The sequence below is a fragment of the Citrobacter sp. Cpo061 genome, assembly GCF_030332845.1.
Taxonomy (GTDB): Bacteria; Pseudomonadota; Gammaproteobacteria; order Enterobacterales; family Enterobacteriaceae; genus Citrobacter; species Citrobacter portucalensis.
The window spans coordinates 543,106-563,824 of the sequence record NZ_JAOWHB010000036.1 but is presented as its reverse complement, the minus strand read 5'-3'; the positions used below and the strand labels follow the sequence as shown (position 1 = coordinate 563,824).

At 52.1% G+C, this 20,719-nt stretch carries 23 protein-coding genes and 1 other annotated feature; of the genes, 16 read left to right on the top strand and 7 right to left on the bottom strand.

Features of this window, described 5'->3' with window-relative positions; translation table 11 throughout:
* The first annotated feature begins 40 nt into the window (after nucleotides 1-40).
* A complete protein-coding gene (locus OGX97_RS08725) occupies nucleotides 41-577 on the top strand; it encodes a YniB family protein (protein ID WP_008784573.1) in 537 nt (178 codons plus the stop codon).
* A gap of 64 nt (nucleotides 578-641) precedes the next feature.
* Here OGX97_RS08725 and OGX97_RS08720 read toward each other — a convergent pair whose 3' ends face one another.
* Entirely contained in the window at nucleotides 642-1,502 is an 861-nt protein-coding gene (locus OGX97_RS08720) for a fructosamine kinase family protein (RefSeq protein ID WP_003030598.1), read from the bottom strand.
* Between the two features lie 270 nt (nucleotides 1,503-1,772).
* Nucleotides 1,773-2,702, bottom strand: a complete 930-nt coding sequence (gene pfkB, locus OGX97_RS08715) for a 6-phosphofructokinase II (RefSeq protein ID WP_100272567.1) — start codon at nucleotides 2,700-2,702, stop codon at nucleotides 1,773-1,775.
* A 287-nt stretch (nucleotides 2,703-2,989) separates the two neighbouring features.
* On the opposite strand from pfkB, the gene OGX97_RS08710 reads away from it, so the two are divergent.
* A complete protein-coding gene (locus OGX97_RS08710; protein ID WP_003832568.1) occupies nucleotides 2,990-3,748 on the top strand; it encodes a DUF481 domain-containing protein in 759 nt (252 codons plus the stop codon).
* A 164-nt stretch (nucleotides 3,749-3,912) separates the two neighbouring features.
* Here the strand turns inward: OGX97_RS08710 and yniD are convergent, their stop codons facing one another.
* Nucleotides 3,913-4,020: a small membrane protein YniD gene (gene yniD, locus OGX97_RS08705; protein WP_003030590.1), complete on the bottom strand. Its 108-nt coding sequence runs from the start codon at nucleotides 4,018-4,020 to the stop codon at nucleotides 3,913-3,915.
* A 303-nt stretch (nucleotides 4,021-4,323) separates the two neighbouring features.
* Here yniD and thrS point away from each other — a divergent pair, with 303 nt between their 5' ends.
* The 14 genes from thrS to selO all read left to right on the top strand — a co-directional run bounded on the left by thrS (nucleotide 4,324) and on the right by selO (nucleotide 17,105).
* Complete coding sequence (gene thrS / locus OGX97_RS08700; RefSeq protein ID WP_003832572.1) at nucleotides 4,324-6,252, top strand: threonine--tRNA ligase; 1,929 nt, start codon at nucleotides 4,324-4,326, stop codon at nucleotides 6,250-6,252.
* A gap of 3 nt (nucleotides 6,253-6,255) precedes the next feature.
* On the top strand, nucleotides 6,256-6,798 hold the full coding sequence (gene infC / locus OGX97_RS08695; protein WP_048997935.1) for a translation initiation factor IF-3: 543 nt from the start codon (nucleotides 6,256-6,258) through the stop codon (nucleotides 6,796-6,798).
* Nucleotides 6,799-6,894: 96 nt separating this feature from the next.
* Entirely contained in the window at nucleotides 6,895-7,092 is a 198-nt protein-coding gene (gene rpmI, locus OGX97_RS08690; RefSeq protein ID WP_003030583.1) for a 50S ribosomal protein L35, read from the top strand.
* A gap of 55 nt (nucleotides 7,093-7,147) precedes the next feature.
* Nucleotides 7,148-7,504 (top strand): 50S ribosomal protein L20, encoded by a 357-nt coding sequence (gene rplT, locus OGX97_RS08685; RefSeq protein WP_003030578.1) that lies wholly within the window; start codon nucleotides 7,148-7,150, stop codon nucleotides 7,502-7,504.
* 120 nt (nucleotides 7,505-7,624) lie between these two features.
* Nucleotides 7,625-7,749 (top strand) — a sequence feature (Phe leader region).
* Entirely contained in the window at nucleotides 7,630-7,674 is a 45-nt protein-coding gene (gene pheM / locus OGX97_RS08680; RefSeq protein WP_001386830.1) for a pheST operon leader peptide PheM, read from the top strand. It overlaps the preceding feature by 45 nt.
* Before the next feature lie 124 nt (nucleotides 7,750-7,873).
* Complete coding sequence (pheS, locus tag OGX97_RS08675; RefSeq protein ID WP_003832580.1) at nucleotides 7,874-8,857, top strand: phenylalanine--tRNA ligase subunit alpha; 984 nt, start codon at nucleotides 7,874-7,876, stop codon at nucleotides 8,855-8,857.
* Between the two features lie 15 nt (nucleotides 8,858-8,872).
* The gene (pheT, locus tag OGX97_RS08670; protein WP_279850559.1) at nucleotides 8,873-11,260 is read left to right on the top strand and encodes a phenylalanine--tRNA ligase subunit beta; all 2,388 of its coding nucleotides are present in this window, start codon (nucleotides 8,873-8,875) and stop codon (nucleotides 11,258-11,260) included.
* Nucleotides 11,261-11,264: 4 nt separating this feature from the next.
* On the top strand, nucleotides 11,265-11,564 hold the full coding sequence (gene ihfA, locus OGX97_RS08665; protein WP_003030571.1) for an integration host factor subunit alpha: 300 nt from the start codon (nucleotides 11,265-11,267) through the stop codon (nucleotides 11,562-11,564).
* A gap of 121 nt (nucleotides 11,565-11,685) precedes the next feature.
* Nucleotides 11,686-12,666, top strand: coding sequence for a vitamin B12 ABC transporter permease BtuC (gene btuC / locus OGX97_RS08660; protein WP_279850560.1), 981 nt, complete (start codon nucleotides 11,686-11,688; stop codon nucleotides 12,664-12,666).
* A gap of 60 nt (nucleotides 12,667-12,726) precedes the next feature.
* Complete coding sequence (locus tag OGX97_RS08655) at nucleotides 12,727-13,278, top strand: glutathione peroxidase (protein WP_003832585.1); 552 nt, start codon at nucleotides 12,727-12,729, stop codon at nucleotides 13,276-13,278.
* Nucleotides 13,278-14,027, top strand: a complete 750-nt coding sequence (gene btuD / locus OGX97_RS08650; protein ID WP_008784579.1) for a vitamin B12 ABC transporter ATP-binding protein BtuD — start codon at nucleotides 13,278-13,280, stop codon at nucleotides 14,025-14,027. Before OGX97_RS08655 ends, btuD begins: the two co-directional genes overlap by 1 nt.
* 77 nt (nucleotides 14,028-14,104) lie before the next feature.
* Complete coding sequence (locus tag OGX97_RS08645) at nucleotides 14,105-14,569, top strand: NlpC/P60 family protein (RefSeq protein WP_003832591.1); 465 nt, start codon at nucleotides 14,105-14,107, stop codon at nucleotides 14,567-14,569.
* 318 nt (nucleotides 14,570-14,887) lie between these two features.
* Nucleotides 14,888-15,601, top strand: coding sequence for an EAL domain-containing protein (locus OGX97_RS08640; RefSeq protein WP_235124036.1), 714 nt, complete (start codon nucleotides 14,888-14,890; stop codon nucleotides 15,599-15,601).
* A 61-nt stretch (nucleotides 15,602-15,662) separates the two neighbouring features.
* A complete protein-coding gene (gene selO / locus OGX97_RS08635; RefSeq protein WP_235124034.1) occupies nucleotides 15,663-17,105 on the top strand; it encodes a protein adenylyltransferase SelO in 1,443 nt (480 codons plus the stop codon).
* Here selO and OGX97_RS08630 read toward each other — a convergent pair.
* From OGX97_RS08630 to chuS, 4 genes are read right to left on the bottom strand one after another with little or no spacing between them, the layout of a single operon-like run.
* Nucleotides 17,102-17,881 carry a heme ABC transporter ATP-binding protein gene (locus OGX97_RS08630; protein ID WP_235124032.1) on the bottom strand — a complete coding sequence of 260 codons (780 nt, stop codon included), beginning with the start codon at nucleotides 17,879-17,881 and terminating at the stop codon, nucleotides 17,102-17,104. The two genes, selO and OGX97_RS08630, sit on opposite strands and share 4 nt — an antisense overlap.
* Nucleotides 17,874-18,866 (bottom strand): FecCD family ABC transporter permease, encoded by a 993-nt coding sequence (locus OGX97_RS08625; RefSeq protein WP_008784583.1) that lies wholly within the window; start codon nucleotides 18,864-18,866, stop codon nucleotides 17,874-17,876. The genes OGX97_RS08630 and OGX97_RS08625 overlap by 8 nt, the downstream gene beginning before the upstream one ends.
* A complete protein-coding gene (locus OGX97_RS08620) occupies nucleotides 18,866-19,687 on the bottom strand; it encodes a heme/hemin ABC transporter substrate-binding protein (RefSeq protein WP_048214325.1) in 822 nt (273 codons plus the stop codon). The genes OGX97_RS08625 and OGX97_RS08620 overlap by 1 nt, the downstream gene beginning before the upstream one ends.
* Complete coding sequence (chuS, locus tag OGX97_RS08615; RefSeq protein ID WP_279850562.1) at nucleotides 19,684-20,715, bottom strand: hematinate-forming heme oxygenase ChuS; 1,032 nt, start codon at nucleotides 20,713-20,715, stop codon at nucleotides 19,684-19,686. The genes OGX97_RS08620 and chuS overlap by 4 nt, the downstream gene beginning before the upstream one ends.
* Between the last annotated feature and the right edge of the window lie 4 nt (nucleotides 20,716-20,719).

The following is a 20,719-nucleotide window of genomic DNA, read 5'->3' as shown; positions in this document are numbered from 1 at the left end:
AACTTAGGCCAAAATGACACGTCTTAATCAAGGGGAACTCATGACGTATCAACAAGCTGGACGCATTGCCATCTTGAAAAGGCTGGTGGGATGGGTGGTTTTCATTCCCGCGCTGATTTCAACGCTGGTTTCAGTACTGAAGTTTATGTACGCGCACAGCGAAAAGCAGGAAGGGATTAACGCGGTCATGCTCGATTTTGCCCATGTGATGATCGACATGATGCGGGTGAACACACCTTTTCTTAACGTGTTCTGGTATAACTCGCCAACGCCCGATTTTCAAAGTGGGCTGAATCTCGTTTTTTGGCTGATATTCATCCTGATTTTTATCGGCCTGGCGTTGCAGGACTCAGGCGCCAGAATGAGCCGTCAGGCGCGTTTCTTACGCGAAGGCGTAGAAGATCAGCTAATTCTGGAACAGGCAAAGGGCAGTGAAGGATTATCCCGCGAGCAACTTGAGTCGCGAATTGTGGTACCGCACCATACGATCTTCTTACAAATTTTCCCGCTTTATATTCTGCCGGTGATCGTTATCGTGATCGGCTACTTCTTCTTCTCACTGCTGGGCTTTTTGTAAGTGCCACTCTATCGGGCCTGCCACGTTGCGAAACGGCAGGCCTGATAAGCAACATGGTACGTCGTTAAGCCGCCAGTAATCTATCCAGCGCTTTCTGCGCCACAACCAAATGCTGTCCCCCGAACAGAATTGCCCGATTCAGCAGCGTATAGAGCTGGTAGATTGGCTGCCTGTCGAGAAAATCCAGCGGTAGTGGCGAGACAGACTGGTAACCGTCATAAATTTGCGGCGGCTGATCGGTATGTAACGGCAGCATTGCCAGGTCACACTCTCTGTCCCCCCAGTAGCAGGCAGGGTCAAAGATGTACGGACCGTTCGGGCCGAGGGCGCAGTTCCCGGACCACAAATCACCGTGCAGGAGAGACGGCTGCGGCTGATGAGAAGAGAGACGTTGCTGGACATGTTCGACTATGGCGTCAATATTGCCAAACGCTATGCCTTTTTCAGCGGCGAGTTCCAGCTGCCAGCCTATACGCTGCTCGGCGAAAAAGGTTGACCAGCGACGTTGCCAGGTATTTGGCTGCGGCGTGGTAGAGAGCGCGTTATCGAAGTCGAGACCAAACTGAGGCTGGTCGCTCCATTCGTGCAAATGCGCAAGCTGTTGACCGAGGATAAACGCGTTATGCGCATCAAGCGGACGGGGAGGGAGGAAATCCATCACCAGAAAGCTGTAATCTCTGTCTGCACCTACTGCCCAGACTTTCGGTACAGATACAGTTTGACTGCGGGAAAGTAGCTCCAGCTGATCGGCTTCTGCCGTAAAGCCGGTTAACAGCTCTCTTTCATCGCATTTGACGAAAAAATCTCGCCCCGCATAGCGTAAATGCCATGCGGCGTGGATCTCTCCGCCGGGCAGTTCATTACGCAGTTCGATTTCGCCTTCACCTAATTGCTCGCTTAAAAGACGACTGATAGCCTGCCACATGATGTCTCTCCCCATGTTGTCTGCCAGATCATAAGGTTAGCGCAAGAATGCGGTTAAAAAACACGAACTGACGCACACCACGGACGCGTCATCGCTGGAAAGGCACTTAATGTTTGTCGCTCTTCTTCACCTCGCACCGTTGTGGAGACGTCTGACTGCACATGATTCACTTCTTTGTAATCACGTGATTTTTTATCATAGTCGCATAACACCCATGCTGACAGTTTTACGCGAGAATCCCCCTTTTTCTTCAAAAGAGGGACGGTGTCATTACTGAGCGAGATACGAATATATTTTTTGCGTGTCGTCCAAAGAGCACAGGCGAGTACCCTGATTCAGCGTTGCTGCGCTGCCCGCGGCGACACCGTAACGGACAATATCCTCAAAAGGCGCGTTCTCTGCCAGTTTAAGCGTCATGGCCCCGACCATACTGTCGCCTGCACCTACGGTACTTTGACTTTTCACCGGTGGCGGAACCACCTGAACGCAGGTATCGCGATCTACACCCAGCGCCCCTTGCGGCCCAAGCGAGACCACAACGCGGTGCGCTTTTCCGCTTTGTACGATTTCCTGCGCGGCCTTGCGCACATCATCGGGTTGAGTGAGTTCGCGGTTTACCAGCGCACTCAGTTCTTTGAGGTTGGGTTTGACCAGTTCGATATTGCCGATGGCTAACGCCGCCGTCAGTGCTTCGCCTGAACTGTCGACAATACAGCGGATCCCCTGTTTTTGTGCGGTGGTAATGAGTCGGGTCAATTTCTCAAGCTGTACGCCGGGCGGCAAACTGCCGCTGATGACCAGCAGCGCGCCAGATTCAATTTCCAGCACCTGATCCTGAAGTTGGTAGAACTCTTCATCGGTCAGCGCAGCGCCTGGCATGACAAAACGATATTGTTCGCCGCTGGACTCCACGTGGACATGAAGATTTTGTCGGGTCCAGTCTTTGGCTTCGACGGTAGATACGGGAACATTTTCGTCGGCGAGCAATGCAACAAGATGCTCTCCGGTTGCTCCCCCCGCGGGGAAAATCGCCGTTGCGGTTCCGCCAAGATGGGCAATTGCGCGTGCGACGTTGATACCGCCGCCGCCGGGTTCAAAAACCGGCGAGGTACAACGAAGCTTACCTTCCGGGTAAATTTGCGGGGTGATTGTTGCGCTATCGAGAGAGGGCGCAAGTGTTAACGTATAGATACGTACCATCTTTACCTCCTGTTAGGCTGAACTCAGTCTGGCACTTAACCTCCCGAAAGTGAAGTAATTAACAACATGATTTTTCATATCTTTATTTAAAATTATCGTCATAAAGATATATAAATAAAATAAAGGTTTAGGAACGCTCTTATTCAAAAAATGAAATAAGAATTTATTGCTATGTTATTCGAGTCTTTTTATAATTTGTTACCTTTCAAGGGTCTTTTGTCATTGATCCATATGAAAGTTTCCGAGACCGTAATGGTCTCTTTTTTTGTTGTACGGACTCTTAATAAATGAAGCTTTTGAAGACAGTGCCCGCAGCATTACTGCTGACGGGAGGCCTGCTTGCGTCAATGCATGCTGTAGCCGATGATTCCGTTTTTACTGTCATGGATGACCCTTCCAGCGCGAAAAAACCCTTTGAAGGTAACCTGAACGCGGGATATCTCGCCCAGTCAGGCAACACAAAAAGTTCTTCTTTAACCGCAGATACCACCATGACCTGGTACGGCCAAACGACCGCATGGTCTCTGTGGGGAAATGCCAGCAATACCTCCTCAAATGATGAGCGTTCATCGGAGAAATATGCCGTAGGTGGCCGTAGTCGTTACAACATGACCGACTATGACTATCTCTTTGGACAGGCAAGCTGGTTGACCGACCGTTACAACGGTTATCGCGAGCGTGACGTACTGACCGCAGGTTACGGTCGTCAGTTCCTCAACGGACCTGTGCACAGCTTCCGTTTCGAATTCGGTCCTGGCGTGCGCTATGACGAGCACACGGATGGCACCACCGAAACACAGCCGTTGGGCTATGCGTCCGGGGCCTATGCATGGCAGATGACGGACAATACCAAGTTTACTCAGGGTGTGTCGGTATTCGGCGCTGACGATACCACGCTCAACTCTGAAACTGCCCTCAACGTTGCCATCAATGAGCACTTTGGGTTAAAGGTGGCTTACAACGTGACCTGGAACTCTGAACCGCCGGCAACAGCGCCGGAGCATACCGATCGCCGCACGACAGTTTCCCTCGGCTATCGGATGTAATGACAAGCCGGGTCAAATAAATGACCTGGCTTTCCTAAATTAAAGTTAAGTTTATTTAATATTTAATTTGCGTTTTATTTTTTTATCTGGTCATAACGCACTATTTTCAGACAAATTCGATTAATCGATAAATAAACGAAAGCGGAACAGTGGGTGAGCGTCATTTAGCCCCAGATCATCGCAGCCCAGCGCAGCATCAACATGGCCGCACAAATAACGAGCAGAATCACAACCATCTTCCAGTGTTTCTTCGCAAAGCGATTTGTGGGCATTGTTTTTTTCTGCTCAGGTTAGATGACTTTGTGCAAGTGTAACAAAGACGGTTGGGTGTCAGTGAATTGATTTACATCATAGAGCGCGCGTTGATTGTTGCTTTTATCGACCCGTAATGCCGTGTACACTGTCAAACGGTGTTATCAAAAAGCGGGTGTAGGTCCAGTGTGGTCTTTAAGGCAACCAGTGACATATTTCGCAGAGTGAAGCGGGAATCAGCCCAGACCTTTTTGATAATTTTAAATATTGAATCTTTGTATGTGCTCTTACGTGTGGGGCACCACTGCAAATAAGGATATAACATGCCTGTTATTACTCTTCCTGATGGCAGCCAACGCCATTACGACCACGCTGTAAGCCCCATGGATGTTGCGCTGGACATCGGTCCAGGTCTGGCGAAAGCCACTATTGCTGGCCGTGTTGACGGTGAGCTGGTAGATGCTTCCGATCTGATTGAGCATGATGCGAAGCTCTCCATCATCACCGCGAAGGATGAAGAAGGTCTGGAGATCATTCGTCACTCCTGTGCGCACCTGTTAGGGCACGCGATCAAACAACTCTGGCCGCACACCAAAATGGCGATCGGACCGGTTGTTGATAACGGTTTTTACTACGATATCGATCTTGACCGTACGTTAACCCAGGAAGACGTCGACGCGCTCGAGAAGCGGATGCACGAGCTCGCTGAGAAAAACTACGATGTCATTAAGAAGAAAGTCAGCTGGTACGAAGCGCGTGAAACCTTCGTGAAACGTGGCGAGACCTATAAAGTCTCCATTCTTGATGAAAACATTGCCCATGATGACAAGCCTGGCTTGTACCATCATGAAGAATATGTCGATATGTGCCGTGGCCCGCACGTGCCGAACATGCGTTTCTGCCATCACTTCAAACTGATGAAGACCGCAGGGGCATACTGGCGTGGCGACAGCAATAACAAGATGCTGCAGCGTATTTATGGTACTGCATGGGCAGATAAAAAAGCCCTGAATGCCTACCTGCAACGTCTGGAAGAAGCGGCCAAACGCGATCACCGTAAAATCGGTAAACAGCTTGACCTGTATCATATGCAGGAAGAAGCACCGGGTATGGTGTTCTGGCACAACGATGGCTGGACTATCTTCCGTGAACTGGAAGTATTCGTTCGTTCAAAACTGAAAGAATACCAGTATCAGGAAGTGAAAGGTCCGTTCATGATGGACCGCGTGCTGTGGGAAAAAACAGGTCACTGGGATAACTACAAAGATGCGATGTTCACCACCTCTTCTGAGAACCGTGAATACTGCATTAAGCCAATGAACTGCCCAGGCCATGTGCAGATCTTTAATCAGGGTCTGAAATCCTATCGCGATCTGCCGCTGCGTATGGCTGAGTTTGGTAGCTGCCACCGTAATGAACCGTCAGGTGCGCTGCATGGCCTGATGCGTGTTCGTGGCTTCACTCAAGATGATGCACATATCTTCTGTACTGAAGAGCAGATTCGTGATGAAGTTAACGCGTGCATTCGTATGGTCTACGATATGTACAGCACCTTTGGCTTCGAGAAAATCGTCGTCAAACTGTCCACTCGCCCCGAAAAACGTATCGGTAGCGATGAAATGTGGGACCGTGCTGAAGCTGACCTGGCCGTTGCGCTGGAAGAAAACAACATCCCGTTTGAGTTCCAACTGGGTGAGGGCGCGTTCTACGGTCCGAAAATTGAATTTACCCTGTATGACTGCCTCGATCGTGCATGGCAGTGCGGTACTGTACAGCTGGACTTCTCCCTGCCGTCCCGTTTAAGCGCCTCTTACGTTGGCGAAAACAACGAGCGTCAGGTTCCGGTTATGATTCACCGTGCAATTCTTGGGTCGATGGAACGTTTCATCGGTATCCTGACCGAAGAGTTCGCTGGCTTCTTCCCGACCTGGCTCGCGCCGGTTCAGGTTGTGGTCATGAACATCACCGATTCTCAGTCTGAATACGTTAACGAATTAACGCAGAAACTACAAAATGCGGGTATTCGTGTAAAAGCAGACTTGAGAAATGAGAAGATTGGCTTTAAAATCCGCGAGCACACTTTACGTCGTGTCCCTTACATGTTGGTCTGTGGCGACAAAGAGGTAGAAGCAGGCAAAGTTGCCGTGCGCACCCGTCGTGGCAAAGACTTGGGCAGCCTGGACGTAAATGAAGTGATTGAGAAGCTGCAACAAGAGATTCGCAGCCGCAGTCTTCAACAACTGGAGGAATAAGGTATTAAAGGCGGAAAACGAGTTCAAACGGCACGTCCGAATCGTATCAATGGCGAGATTCGCGCCCTGGAAGTTCGCTTAACAGGTCTGGAAGGCGAAGCTTTGGGTATTGTGAGTCTGAGAGAAGCGATCGAAAAAGCTGAAGAAGCTGGAGTAGATTTAGTTGAAATCAGCCCTAACGCCGAACCGCCAGTTTGTCGTATTATGGACTACGGCAAGTTCCTTTATGAAAAGAGTAAGTCTTCTAAGGAACAGAAGAAAAAGCAAAAAGTTATCCAGGTTAAGGAAATTAAATTCCGTCCTGGCACCGACGATGGCGATTACCAGGTAAAACTCCGCAGCCTGGTACGCTTTCTGGAAGATGGCGATAAGGCTAAGATCACGCTGCGTTTTCGCGGTCGTGAGATGGCCCACCAACAGATTGGTATGGAAGTGCTCAACCGCGTCCGTGACGATCTGAGTGAACTGGCAGTAGTCGAATCCTTCCCTACGAAGATCGAAGGCCGCCAGATGATCATGGTGCTCGCTCCTAAGAAGAAACAGTAAGGCCTTCAAGTAGCAATGTCTGTGGAGCCTACGGGTTCCACAGCCGTTGTTCGCCTACGTTTCGTTTATTAACAATGCGAAGTGGAAGTTATTAAAATGCCAAAAATTAAGACCGTACGCGGTGCTGCTAAGCGTTTCAAAAAAACCGGTGGTGGTGGATTTAAGCGTAAGCACGCAAACCTGCGTCATATTCTGACCAAAAAATCTACTAAGCGTAAACGTCACCTGCGTCCAAAAGGCCTCGTGTCTAAAGGCGATCTGGGTCTGGTTATCGCGTGCCTGCCGTACGCATAAGCCGTTAACGTTTAATTCATTTTTTTACTAAGAATATAGATACAGGAGAGCACATATGGCTCGCGTAAAACGTGGTGTAGTTGCCCGTGCACGTCACAAGAAAATTTTGAAACAAGCTAAAGGCTACTACGGTGCGCGTTCTCGCGTATACCGCGTTGCCTTCCAGGCTGTTATCAAAGCTGGTCAGTACGCTTATCGTGACCGTCGTCAGAAAAAGCGTCAGTTCCGTCAACTGTGGATTGCGCGTATCAACGCAGCAGCACGTCAGAACGGTATTTCTTACAGCAAATTCATCAACGGCCTGAAAAAAGCCTCTGTTGAAATCGACCGTAAGATCCTGGCTGACATCGCAGTATTCGACAAAGTAGCGTTCACCGCTCTGGTCGAAAAAGCGAAAGCAGCTCTGGCATAAGCCGGTGAAAAGAGGGAGCCTGGCTCCCTCTCTTTTATTTGTAGTGCAATCAATTAGTTGACAATTTATCCGTAAGCCTTTTCAATAAAGGTTGTCCGGTTTTTACCACACAAGGTAACGCAAGCATGAATGCTGCTATTTTCCGCTTCTTCTTTTACTTTAGCACCTGAACTCAGGAGGCTTGCGCGTGAAAGAAGAAACGGAAAACAGCGCCTAAAAGCCTCCCTGGTGGAGGCTTTTTTTATACGCGTCATCTTTCAAGTTGTCTCTGTATTGGCTGCATTCGCTCTTTGGCCGCGTTGATACAACTTGAATGATTTTGCGTATATACGAGCGACTAGTGAATATCGCAACATAACGAGGAAAACCATGTCACATCTCGCAGAGCTGGTTGCCAGTGCAACAGCCGCCATTAACCAGGCTTCAGATGTTGCCGCGTTAGACAATGTCCGCGTCGAATATTTGGGCAAGAAAGGGCACCTGACCCTTCAGATGACAACCCTGCGCGAACTGCCGCCAGAAGAGCGCCCAGCAGCAGGTGCGGTGATTAACGAAGCCAAAGAGCAGGTACAGCAAGCGCTGAACGCGCGTAAGGCCGAATTAGAAAGTGCTGCGCTGAATGCTCGTCTGGCTGAAGAAACGATCGATATTTCCCTTCCTGGGCGTCGTATCGAAAACGGCGGTTTGCACCCGGTAACGCGTACAATCGACAGGATTGAAAGTTTCTTCGGTGAGCTGGGCTTTACCGTGGCGACTGGTCCGGAAATCGAAGATGACTATCATAACTTCGATGCGCTCAACATTCCTGGCCATCACCCGGCGCGCGCTGACCACGACACTTTCTGGTTTGACGCGACGCGTCTGCTGCGCACACAGACTTCCGGCGTGCAGATCCGCACCATGAAAGAAAAACAGCCGCCGATCCGTATTATCGCCCCGGGCCGTGTATATCGTAACGATTACGATCAGACACACACACCAATGTTCCACCAGATGGAAGGGCTGATTGTTGATACCAACATCAACTTCACCAACCTGAAAGGCACGCTGCACGATTTCCTGCGCAACTTCTTTGAAGAAGACCTGCAGGTTCGTTTCCGTCCTTCCTACTTCCCGTTCACTGAACCATCTGCGGAAGTTGACGTGATGGGCAAAAACGGCAAATGGCTGGAAGTGCTGGGCTGCGGGATGGTTCACCCGAACGTGTTGCGTAACGTTGGAATCGATCCGGAAATCTATTCCGGCTTTGCGTTCGGTATGGGTATGGAGCGTCTTACTATGCTGCGTTACGGCGTTACCGATCTGCGTTCTTTCTTCGAAAACGATCTGCGTTTCCTCAAACAGTTTAAATAAAGGCAGGATAAAACAATGAAATTCAGTGAACTGTGGTTACGCGAATGGGTAAACCCGGCGATTGATAGCGATGCGCTGTCAAACCAAATCACGATGGCGGGTCTTGAAGTTGACGGTGTGGAACCTGTTTCCGGCGCGTTCAATGGCGTTGTGGTAGGTGAAGTGGTTGAATGTGGCCAGCACCCGAACGCTGACAAACTGCGCGTCACCAAAGTGAATGTAGGCGGCGACCGCCTGCTGGATATCGTCTGCGGTGCGCCAAACTGCCGTCAGGGGTTGAAAGTGGCTGTGGCAACCGTTGGTGCCGTTCTGCCGGGCGATTTCAAAATTAAAGCCGCGAAACTGCGCGGTGAACCGTCTGAAGGCATGCTGTGCTCGTTCTCCGAGCTGGGTATTTCCGACGATCATAACGGGATTATCGAACTGCCTGCCGATGCGCCAATTGGCACCGATATCCGTGAATACCTGAAGCTTGACGACAACACCATCGAAATCAGCGTCACGCCGAACCGCGCCGACTGCTTAGGCATCATCGGTGTGGCGCGTGATGTTGCTGTACTGAACAAAGCCCCGCTGGTTGAGCCGGAAATCGCGCCAGTAGCCGCGACCATTAGCGACGTCCTGCCGATTCAGGTCGAAGCCGTGGAAGCCTGCCCACGCTATCTGGGCCGCGTGGTGAAAGGCATCAATGTTAAAGCGCCGACCCCGCTGTGGATGAAAGAAAAACTGCGCCGTTGCGGTATTCGTTCTATCGATGCCGTGGTTGACGTGACTAACTATGTGCTGCTCGAACTGGGCCAGCCGATGCACGCATTCGACAAAGACCGCATTGAAGGCGGAATTGTTGTCCGTATGGCAAAAGAGGGTGAGACCCTGGTATTGCTGGACGGCAGCGAAGCGAAGCTGAATGCAGATACGCTGGTGATTGCGGACCACAACAAAGCGCTGGCGATGGGCGGCATCTTTGGTGGCGAACATTCCGGTGTGAACGATGAAACACAAAACGTCCTGCTGGAATGTGCATTCTTCAGCCCGCTGTCTATTACCGGTCGCGCGCGCCGTCACGGTCTGCACACCGATGCATCTCACCGCTATGAACGTGGTGTCGATCCTGCGCTGCAACATAAGGCCATGGAACGTGCAACGCGCCTGCTGATTGATATCTGCGGCGGTGAAGCGGGCCCAGTCATTGACGTGACGAACGAAGCCACGCTGCCAAAACGCGCAACCATTACGCTTCGTCGTAGCAAACTGGATCGTCTGATCGGACACCATATTGCCGATGAGCAGGTGAGCGACATTCTGCGTCGTCTGGGTTGTGACGTGACGGAAGGGCAGGATGAGTGGAAAGCGGTCGCGCCGAGCTGGCGTTTCGATATGGAAATCGAAGAAGACCTGGTCGAAGAAGTCGCCCGCGTATACGGTTATGACAATATCCCGAACACGCCGATTCAGGCGGGTCTTATCATGGGTACGCATCGTGAAGCGGATTTGTCGCTGAAACGTGTAAAAACCATGCTGAATGACAAAGGCTACCAGGAAGTCATTACCTATAGCTTCGTCGACCCGAAAGTCCAGTCACTGCTGCACCCGGGTGAAGAAGCGTTGCTGCTGCCAAGCCCAATCTCTATTGATATGTCGGCAATGCGTTTGTCCCTGTGGACCGGCTTGCTGTCTACGGTAGTGTATAACCAGAATCGTCAGCAGAACCGCGTACGTATTTTCGAAACGGGTTTACGTTTCGTGCCAGATATGCAGGCCAACCTCGGGATCCGTCAGGATCTGATGCTGGCGGGCGTGATCTGCGGTAACCGTCATGATGAACACTGGAATCTGGCAAAAGAGACAGTTGATTTCTATGATCTGAAAGGCGATCTGGAAGCGGTTCTCGACCTGACAGGCAAACTGGCAGACATTCAGTTCAAAGCTGAAGCGAATCCAGCACTGCATCCGGGTCAGTCTGCGGCGATTTATCTGAAAGGTGAACGTATTGGTTTCATTGGGGTTGTTCATCCTGAACTGGAACGTAAACTGGATCTGAACGGTCGCACTCTGGTGTTTGAACTGGAGTGGAATAAGCTCGCAGACCGCGTGGTGCCTCAGGCGCGTGAAGTTTCTCGCTTCCCAGCGAACCGTCGCGATATCGCAGTCGTTGTGGCAGAAAACGTTCCCGCTGCGGATATTTTATCCGAGTGTAAGAAAGTTGGCGTAAATCAGGTAGTTGGCGTAAACTTATTTGACGTGTACCGCGGTAAGGGTGTTGCGGAGGGCTATAAGAGCCTCGCTATCAGCCTGATCCTTCAGGATACCAGCCGTACACTTGAAGAAGAGGAGATTGCCGCTACCGTCGCCAAATGTGTAGAGGCATTAAAAGAGCGATTCCAGGCATCATTGAGGGATTGAACCTATGGCGCTTACAAAAGCTGAAATGTCAGAATATCTGTTTGATAAGCTTGGGCTTAGCAAGCGGGATGCCAAAGAACTGGTCGAGCTGTTTTTCGAAGAGATCCGTCGTGCTCTGGAAAATGGTGAGCAGGTAAAACTCTCTGGTTTTGGTAACTTCGATCTGCGTGATAAGAATCAACGTCCGGGCCGTAACCCGAAAACGGGCGAAGATATTCCCATTACAGCACGGCGCGTGGTGACCTTCAGACCCGGACAGAAGTTAAAAAGCCGGGTTGAAAACGCAACGCCCAAAGAAGAGTGATTTAACGATACGCAGAGTATGACGCGTATAACTAAAAAGGCCGCTATGCGGCCTTTTTCCTTTTCACTACCGAATCAGCACCGTAGAATCACCTCCATCTCTTTTCAGCAGAATGGAAAACATGCTGACTTTCGCCCATCAACAACAACGCCGAAACGTGCGCTGGATACTGTCACTGTCAGTACTGATGCTACTGGCAACGATTCTAAGCTTGTGCGCAGGAGAACAATGGATCGCTCCCGGCGACTGGTTCAGCGCCCGCGGCGATCTGTTCGTCTGGCAAATTCGACTTCCCCGTACCCTTGCCGTTTTGCTGGTAGGCGCTGCATTGGCCTTATCTGGCGCAGTGATGCAAGCTCTGTTTGAAAACCCGCTCGCAGAGCCTGGATTACTGGGCGTATCTAACGGCGCGGGAGTCGGGCTTATCGCGGCGGTGCTGCTGGGGCAGGGGCAACTCCCCGGCTGGGCGTTGGGCCTTTGCGCGATTGCCGGGGCGCTGATTATCACGCTTATTCTGCTACGTTTCGCCCGTCGACATCTGTCTACCAGCCGTCTGCTGCTGGCGGGGGTGGCGCTGGGGATTATCTGTAGCGCGCTGATGACATGGGCTATCTACTTCTCTACCTCGTTTGATTTACGTCAGCTGATGTACTGGATGATGGGGGGCTTCGGTGGCGTAGACTGGCATCAGGCCTGGCTCATGGTGGCGTTGATTCCGGTGCTGGTGTGGATCTGCTGTCAGTCGCAGCCGATGAATATGCTGGCGTTAGGAGAGACTTCTGCGCGTCAGCTAGGACTGCCATTATGGTTCTGGCGCAACCTGCTGGTGGTTGCCACAGGCTGGATGGTTGGTGTGAGCGTGGCTCTGGCAGGGGCGATTGGTTTTATTGGGCTTGTGATCCCGCATATTTTGCGACTGTGCGGCCTCACCGATCACCGTGTTTTACTGCCAGGTTGTGCGTTGGCTGGCGCAATCGCATTATTGTTTGCTGATGTTGTCGCGCGTTTGGTGCTGGCCTCGGCTGAGTTACCTATCGGCGTGATAACGGCCACCATGGGCGCACCGGTATTTATCTGGCTATTGTTAAAAGCCGCGCGCTAGAACGCGTTGGTACGGTCTATGATTAAAAACTGAAAATCCACCTGTTGTTCTGGAGATGCTATGCAAAACACTATCCTCGATACAGAAGTGACGACCATCGACGGCGAGGTTACCTCACTGCAGCCGTATTCCGGGAATGTGCTGTTAATCGTCAACGTTGCTTCAAAATGTGGACTGACGCCGCAGTACGAGCAACTGGAAAATCTGCAGAAAGCCTGGCACCAACAGGGCTTCAGCGTTCTTGGTTTCCCTTGCAATCAGTTTCTGGGCCAGGAGCCGGGCAGCGAAGAGGAAATAAAAACGTACTGCAGTACCACATGGGGCGTAACTTTCCCGATGTTCAGCAAAATTGACGTCAACGGTGAGGGACGCCATCCGCTGTATCAGAAGCTGATTGATGCCGCACCAACGGCCGTTGCGCCTGCGGACAGTGGGTTCTACGAGCGAATGGCGAGCAAAGGTCGTGCGCCGCTCTACCCGGACGATATCCTGTGGAATTTCGAGAAGTTTTTAGTGGGTCGCGATGGAAAAGTGCTGCAACGATTCTCACCGGATATGACGCCTGAGGATCCCATCCTGGTGCAAACCATCAAGCAGGCGCTGGCAAACTAATGTCTCGATTGATGCAGCTACAGGACGTCGCGGAATCGACCCGTCTCGGTCCGCTTTCTGGTGAGATAAAAGCAGGAGAGATCTTGCATTTAGTGGGACCAAACGGTGCCGGAAAAAGTACGCTGTTGGCGCGTATGGCGGGTCTGACAAACGGAGAGGGTAGTATCACTTTTGGTGATATGCCGTTGGAGGAATGGCCGGCCGCCAGGCTGGCGCAATATCGCGCCTATCTTGCGCAACAGCAAAATCCGCCGTTTGCCATGCCGGTCTGGCATTTTCTGACGCTGCATCAACCCGACAAAGCACGCACCGATCTGTTACAGGAGATCGCCGATGCGCTCGGCCTGGGAGATAAACTGGGGCGCGGCGTGAACCAACTTTCCGGCGGTGAGTGGCAGCGTGTGCGCCTGGCTGCGGTTATCCTGCAGATTTGCCCACAAGCGAATCCATTAGGTCAGCTTTTACTGCTGGATGAGCCGATGAACAGTCTGGACGTCGCGCAACAAAACGCACTGGACCGACTGTTGAGTCAGCTGTGTTTGCAGGGCATAGCGATTGTGATGAGTAGCCACGACCTTAATCACACCTTACGCCATGCGCATAAAGCCTGGCTACTCAAACGCGGGAAACTGCTTGCCAGTGGTTCACGAGATGCGGTACTGACGCCGGCCAATCTGTCTGCGGCCTATGGCGTCAACTTCCGACGTTTGGATATTGAAGGGCACAGAATGCTCATATCAACCACTTAAGTGAAATGGGTTCTTGAAAATCATATAATTTCCACGCTAAATTGGCATAAAAATAAAATTCAGAGGATTCGTACTGAATGCGCTTTTGGCTCCTTTTCATCACAGCATTGTTTTTGGCGGGCTGCAGCAGCCATCGTGCGCCTGCGCCAAATGCCCGCTTGTCGGATTCTATTGCCGTTATCGCCGGTCTTAATGATCAGCTACAAACCTGGCATGGCACACCCTATCGTTATGGCGGTATGAGCCGTAGTGGGGTGGATTGTTCTGGATTTGTTTTGATGACGATGCGCGATAAATTCGACCTGCAACTTCCGCGCGATACGCGTACGCAATCAAAGATTGGTACCGAAATTGATAAAGACGATTTGCTGCCAGGCGATCTGGTTTTCTTTAAAACCGGGTCTGGGGAAAGCGGTCTGCATGTTGGTATTTACGATACCAATAATCAATTTATTCATGCTTCAACCAGCCGTGGCGTGATGCGCTCGTCTCTGGATAACGTTTACTGGCGTAAAAACTTTTGGCAGGCGCGACGTATTTAATCCCCCGCAACTCCGAGGCTGCCATCGAGTGCGCAGCCTCAACATCACCATTTGAAAGTTAACTTTTATTTCTGCTTTTGGTTAGACAATACCCCTGAACATTAAGAGCGTATCTTGCTAAAAATATGATTTATTCCGAGATATTAAAAAGTGTAAAGCTGGATATTCGCTTATAATCAGGATAAGCTAAAAAAAAGGATTCGATTTACCGGCTAAAAAGGGAAAAATGAAAGGGCCTCTACTTGCATCAGCAGTAACGTATTTCTCCATCCTTTGCTACAGGATGCCGGATAACACCCATGCAGCGGGGCTGGCACGATGATTGTTTCACTGGATAATCTTTACCATTCTGAGTTCTCTTTTCTTCCTGCGAGAAGCGAAAAAGGCGATCTTGAATTCGTCAATATCATCACCAGTTTCGCCAGTGCGCATGGGGATGTGCGTATACCCACCGAGCTGGTCCTACCTCGGATGTCAGACGACGAACAATGTCGTTTATTTGTAGAAAAACTAGAATTAATCGAAACGTGCCAACATTTTTTTATTCAGCGAAAAGTATCCGCCTGGATTAATTTAACGCCAGCAGTTGCTAATACTTTATTATCAGATACTGAACTTGCTTCACAAGTTGAACGATTTTCATTTCTGGAGCTGACTATTAATGAAAGCTATCCGGAGTTAAACAAAGGTAAAGATAATCCAATATTGGCCGCACTTGCTGCGCGATTTCCATTAGTCCTGACAAACTATGGTTCCGGCGGTATATCAACCCGGGCAATTTTTGACGGCCTGTTCAAACGCGTCGTGCTGGATAAAAACTTTGTTCAACAAAGGATTGCACATATTTCGTTTGAACCGTTTATGCGGGCTATTCTGGCGCAACTATCGCCCAGCTGTGAGTCAATAATCATTAGCGGAATTGATACACAAGAGATGCTGGAGCGCGTCTTGCCTGTGGGATTTAGTGCCATGCAGGGAGGATTGTGGCCTGCGGTGCCTCCTGCGCAGATAATTTCGCTCGCTAAGATATAACCCTTTTATTTGCTGGTGTTTAACAGCCTATTAACAGTCTACACTAGAGGCAGGAGGCCCTATGACCCTGTCTTTTACCACTCGCTGGCGTGATGAACTACCAGCAACCTATACCGCGCTTTCACCCACCCCTCTGAAAAACGCGCGCCTTATCTGGCATAACGATGCGCTGGCGGAGCAATTAGCCATTCCTGCGGCGCTATTTGATATTCCGACTGGTGCAGGCGTTTGGGGCGGCGAATCGTTGCTTCCCGGGATGTCGCCTTTAGCCCAGGTTTATAGTGGGCATCAGTTCGGCGTCTGGGCTGGTCAGCTTGGCGACGGACGTGGGATCCTGCTGGGCGAACAACAGCTCGTGGATGGTTCAACGTTTGACTGGCACCTGAAAGGCGCCGGACTCACGCCGTATTCCCGCATGGGTGATGGGCGTGCCGTGCTGCGCTCGACCATTCGTGAAAGCCTGGCCAGTGAAGCGATGTACTACCTGGGAATACCGACCACGCGGGCATTGTCGATTGTCACCAGTGACACGCCGGTTTATCGCGAAACGGTCGAAGCAGGGGCGATGCTCATTCGCGTGGCGCAAAGCCATATGCGGTTTGGCCACTTTGAGCATTTTTACTATCGCCGAGAGCCGGAAAAAGTGCGTGAGTTGGCTGACTTTGCGATTCGCCATTACTGGCCGCAATGGCAGGAAGAAGCCGATAAGTATCAGCTGTGGTTTAACGATGTTGTCACGCGTACTGCGACGTTAATCGCTGACTGGCAGGCGGTAGGATTTGCGCATGGTGTTATGAACACGGACAACATGTCGATTCTGGGTCTGACGATGGATTACGGTCCATTCGGTTTTCTTGATGATTACGTGCCCGATTATATCTGCAACCACTCTGACAACCAGGGGCGATACAGTTTCGATAACCAACCGGCTGCCGCGTTGTGGAACTTGCAACGTCTGGCGCAAACCCTGTCGCCGTTTATCCCGCTCGAGACGCTCAATGATGCGCTGGACGGTTACCAACTGGCGCTGTTAACTCGCTACGGTCAGCGGATGCGGCAAAAGCTCGGCTTCTTTAGCGAGCAGAAAGACGATAACGAATTGCTAAGCGAACTGTTTAGTCTGATGGCGAGGGAAAGAAGTGATTATACGCGAACGTTTCGTATGCTCAGCCAAACGGAACAACACAGTGCGCAATCCCCACTGCGCGATGAGTTTATCGACCGCGCGGCGTTTGACGACTGGTTCACGCGGTATCGCTCGCGTCTGCAGCAAGACAACATTGCTGACGCAGTCAGACAAACGCAGATGAAGGCGGCTAATCCGGCGATGGTATTACGTAACTGGCTGGCGCAACGGGCGATTAGTCAGGCAGAGCAGGGGGATTACGCCGAGCTGCATCGGTTGCACCAGGCGTTGCGTACCCCGTTTGCCGATCGCGATGATGACTATGCCAGCCGTCCACCTGACTGGGGCAAACGGCTGGAAGTAAGTTGTTCAAGCTAAGGGGCCAGAAATACCTGCGGGGAGGCGCTGGCCGGATGCTGGCCAACGTGTACCTGAGCACCGTACCAGCGCTTCAGATCATCGGCCTGTAACACAGTTTCCGGTGTTCCCTGCGACACCAGCCTGCCGTTGTGCAGCAGCACTATTCTGTCTGCCCACAGTGCGGCGAGGTTCAGATCGTGAAGCACAATGCACACATGCAGCTCACCCGAAGCGGTTAGCGTTTTTAGCATGCGCAACAGATGCTGCTGGTGGTAAAGATCCAGCGCGGAGGTCGGTTCATCAAGGAATAACCAACCGCGAGGCGCACCTTCGCACCAGAGTTGCGCCAGCGCACGGGCTAACTGCACTCGCTGTTGCTCGCCGCCGGAAAGCGCGGCGTATTGCCGGCCTGCCAGAGGCGTACATCCGGTCATCTCCATTACCTGTGCAATAAGCCCAGGTTCCGGTCGTTGGGTCCAGGGCGCGCGACCCATCGCGATGACGGCCTCTACCGGCCAGTCAAATCCCAGTTGCGTTTGCTGACGCATTACCGCCCGGTGTCGCGACAGCATTTGGGTAGGCCACTCCTCCAGCGGTTTGCCCGCCAGCACGCAGCGCCCGGTAGCCGGTTTCAGAAAACCGGTCAGCAAGCGTAGCAGAGTGGATTTCCCCGCACCGTTTGGGCCGATGAGCGCCACCAGTTCACCTTTTGTAAGGGCGAGGGATACATTGTCAATTACCGCTCTGCCAGCTACGTGATAGTGAAGCCCTTCAGCGATGAAATGTTCAGCCATGCGGTCCTCGCTGACGAAAAATAAGCCATAAAAACCACGGTGCGCCGAGAAGACTGGTCAACAGACCGACCGGCATCTCCGCAGGCGCAACCGCCGTACGGGCCAGTGTGTCGGCAATCAGCAATAAAAATGCGCCCGCCAGCACGGAACCCGGAATAACGGCCCGATGGTCTGAGCCGAGCCACATACGTATTAAATGTGGGATGACCAACCCGATAAAGCCAATCACGCCGCTTACCGCCACGGCTGAGGCAACCAGTAGTGCGCTACAAAGCAGCAAAATACGCTGGATTGTACGCACATCAACGCCGAGATAATGCGCCTCTTCCTCACCCAGTTGTAGAAGATTCAGCGCCGGAGCAAGTCGCCAGATGATCAGCACTGTCGGGATTGTCAGTGAAGTGACAGCCAACAGTGTGGACCACTGCGCGGCCCCCAGACTTCCCATTCCCCATAGCGACAGCTGGCGCAGTTGCGCATCATTACTGACCCACGACAAAACGCCAACCGCCGCCCCACAGAGCGCGTTAATGGCAATGCCGACCAGCAGCAGGCGTGAGAGTGAACCGTCGCGCTGTTGGCTAAGGATAAAAATCACTATGGTTGCCGCCAGCGCGCCGAAAAAAGCGGCCAGCATTGGAGCATACAACATCAGCAGCGCGGGCAAGGAGACAGGCAGCACCACCCACAGGGCCACAGCGCAGGCGGCGCCGCTGCTTATTCCCAGTAATCCAGGGTCTGCAAGTGGATTGCGAAACAGCCCCTGCATCACGCAGCCCGCGAGCGCCAGAGAGCCGCCAATCACCAGCGCCAGCAGGACGCGGGGCAGACGAATTGTGAGCCAGATTTGACGCAGTGCCTCATCGCCATCACGCCAGAGCAGACTTACCGGCAGGCGCAACGCGCCAAAACCGGTAGCCAGAACCGTCATTACAACCAGCATCAATGCCAACATCCACAACGAACAGGTGATCCGCCGGGACATCAGGGCAATTGCTCCGCTTTAGCACGAAGCTGCAAAATAGCCTGTGGCGTGCGAACGCTGAAGCCCAACAGCGCCATATCGTCAACCTGCAATACCTGCTTATTCCTTCCGGCAGGTGTTTGCGCAAGTCCAGGTAGCGTCCACAGGTTTGCCTCGCCACCCATCGCCTTAACACCTTCTTGTGAAATCACTACCAGATCGGGCTGGCTGGCAATGACGCCTTCTTGTGACAGCGGCTGATAGCGATTAACGCCCTGCATCGCGTTGCGTAGACCTGCGGCACGAATCGCCGCATCGGCTCCGGTTTGCTGGCCCGCCGCCATCGCGGTCATCCCGCCATGATTGAGAATAAACAGCACACGTTTATTAAGTTCAGATGACGGGAGCGTCGCCAGTTCCTGACGTAACGTTGCGCGCAGCGTTTCGCCGTCGGCATCCCGATGAGTAGCCTCGGCGATAACCCGAACTTTTTCATCAATCGCGTTAAGATCGTTGCTTGCTGGGATCGTGACAACCCTGACGTTGCTCTGCTCGAGCTGTTTTAACACCAGAGAAGGCTGCGCCTGCGCGCTGGCAAGGACCAGCGTAGGGCGTGTGGCAAGGATCCCTTCGGCGTTGAGCTGGCGCAAATAACCAACATCAGGTAACGCGGTTGCCGCAGCAGGCCATTGGCTGGTACTGTCTCTCGCCACAAGGGAGGGTTGTGCTCCCAGTGCGTATACGATCTCGGTGACATCGCCACCGAGGGCAACAACTCGTTCCTCGGGCGCAGCCAGTGTGGCGAAGGGCAGCAGCGCGATCAGGGCCAGCAGTTTTTTCATGGGGCCAGTCCTTTCGGCGTCAGTGCGTCAATCTGTGCGCGCCATTGCGTCTGCTCCGGCTCGCCTTCCGTACGTTGACCATACAGTTGTGCGATTTGCGTACCGTCGGCAGCAAACAGTTCCAGACTGGTGACGTGACCATCGGCGGTCGGTTTGCGCGTCACCCACGTTTCGGCCACGCTCTCTTCCAGCAGATGCAGGGTAAAGGTTGAGTTGAAGATGTTTAGCCAGCCTTTCATCGGTACCAGTTTTTCAATCACGCCGGTAAAAATCTGTACACAGCCGCGATTACCCACAAAAACCATAATTTCGTTGCCATCCTGACGCGCGGTGTCGAGTAACTGCGCCAGTGCACTATTAGAAACCTTACAGGCCAGATCGTCGCCCACCAGATTAAATGCCTGTTGGCGGGTGAGTTCATGGCGTTTCAGCAGACCGAAGAACTGGTGGACATCGGTCATCGCTCGCCACTCTTGATCGACGGTCTGCGCATCGACCGTGACGGCGGCAGGCGCAGAATTGTTGGCGGGTTGCAGTGCCAGCGGCGGGTTTTCTGCAAAGATGAAACGGGTCAGCAACGCTGCCCATTCCTCAACGAGGGTATTTTGCGTGGTATAGACCTTCAGCAGCGCATCTCCCTGATGGTCGAAGAACTGAATGCTCTGACGCTCACCATGGGCGGTTGTTTCGCTGATATGAAAGGTACTGGCCCACTGATTCAGGAACAGACGCAGATCGAGGGCGCGCGGATTGAGAACCAGTCCGGCATGACCGTTGAGGTGCTGATTGGTAAAAGCACCCACCTGCTCATGTACTGCGTATTCATTGCGGCAAATACATTTGGTTTCGCCAACTGCTTCCAGTGCGCTGAGAATTTCACGCACTTCGCCACGTAAGCGCCAGGCATCGTGACCGACGCGTGCAAAGGTCAGTTCGGCTTCGCTAATATTCATCAACCCCGCAATATCACGTGCGTATTTGCCAGGATTTTCTTTCTTCAGTTCCAGCCAGCGTGTGTAATGATTCATTGTC